This window comes from Rhizobium centroccidentale (assembly GCF_030182565.1).
Taxonomy (GTDB): Bacteria; Pseudomonadota; Alphaproteobacteria; order Rhizobiales; family Rhizobiaceae; genus Rhizobium.
This window is the reverse complement of sequence record NZ_JAQJCG010000060.1, coordinates 1-1,179: the sequence shown is the minus strand read 5'-3', so window position 1 is coordinate 1,179 and position 1,179 is coordinate 1. Positions and strand designations below refer to the sequence as shown.

The window sequence follows — 1,179 nt, the reverse complement described above, 5'->3', positions numbered from 1 at the left end:
ATTACTCGACGATGGATGCCACGATGCCAGCGCCGACGGTACGGCCGCCTTCGCGGATGGCGAAGCGAAGCTTTTCTTCCATCGCGATCGGAACGATCAGCTCAACGGCAACGGTCACGTTGTCGCCGGGCATAACCATTTCCGTGCCTTCCGGAAGCGTCACGATGCCCGTCACGTCAGTCGTACGGAAATAGAACTGCGGACGGTAGTTCGTGAAGAACGGCGTATGACGGCCGCCTTCTTCCTTCGTCAGGATGTAGGCTTCAGCCATGAACTTCTTGTGCGGCTTGACAGAGCCCGGCTTGCACAGGATCTGGCCACGCTCGACGCCGTCACGGTTCACACCGCGGATCAGCGCGCCGATATTGTCGCCGGCTTGGCCCTGGTCGAGCAGCTTGCGGAACATTTCAACGCCGGTCACCGTCGTCTTCGACGTCGGACGAATGCCGACGATTTCGACTTCTTCGCCAACCTTGACGATACCACGCTCGACGCGGCCCGTCACAACCGTACCACGGCCGGAGATCGAGAATACGTCTTCGATCGGCATCAGGAACGGCTGGTCGATCGGACGCTCAGGCGTCGGGATGTAGGCGTCAACCTGAGCCATCAGCTCGCGGATCGCGTCTTCGCCGATCTTCTTGTCCGAATCTTCAAGAGCAGCAAGTGCCGAACCCTTGACAACCGGGATGTCGTCGCCCGGGAAGTCGTAGGACGACAGAAGTTCGCGAACTTCGAGCTCGACAAGCTCGAGAAGCTCGGCGTCGTCAACCTGGTCGACCTTGTTCAGGAACACGACGATCGCCGGAACACCAACCTGGCGGGCGAGCAGGATGTGCTCGCGCGTCTGCGGCATCGGGCCGTCGGCGGCAGAGCAAACCAGGATCGCGCCGTCCATCTGTGCGGCACCCGTGATCATGTTCTTGACGTAGTCGGCGTGGCCAGGGCAGTCGACGTGCGCATAGTGACGGTTCGGCGTCTCGTATTCAACGTGGGCCGTCGAGATCGTGATACCACGAGCCTTCTCTTCCGGAGCCGCGTCGATTTGGTCGTACGCCTTGAACTCGCCGAAGTACTTCGTGATCGCTGCCGTCAAGGACGTCTTGCCGTGGTCAACGTGACCGATCGTACCAATGTTAACGTGCGGCTTATTGCGCTCAAACTTACTCTTTGCCATTT

Annotated in this window: 1 protein-coding gene; it reads right to left on the bottom strand. The window is 59.8% G+C overall.

Annotated features, from left to right (window positions below; all coding sequences use genetic code 11):
- Position 1: 1 nt before the first annotated feature.
- Positions 2-1,177, bottom strand: coding sequence for an elongation factor Tu (gene tuf / locus PH562_RS30620; RefSeq protein WP_075852341.1), 1,176 nt, complete (start codon positions 1,175-1,177; stop codon positions 2-4).
- Positions 1,178-1,179: the final 2 nt, after the last annotated feature.

Coding starts and splice junctions, on each gene's coding strand:
- tuf (WP_075852341.1), bottom strand. CDS start 1,177: ATGGCAAAGAGTAAGTTTGAGCGCAATAAGCCGCACGTTAACATTGGT.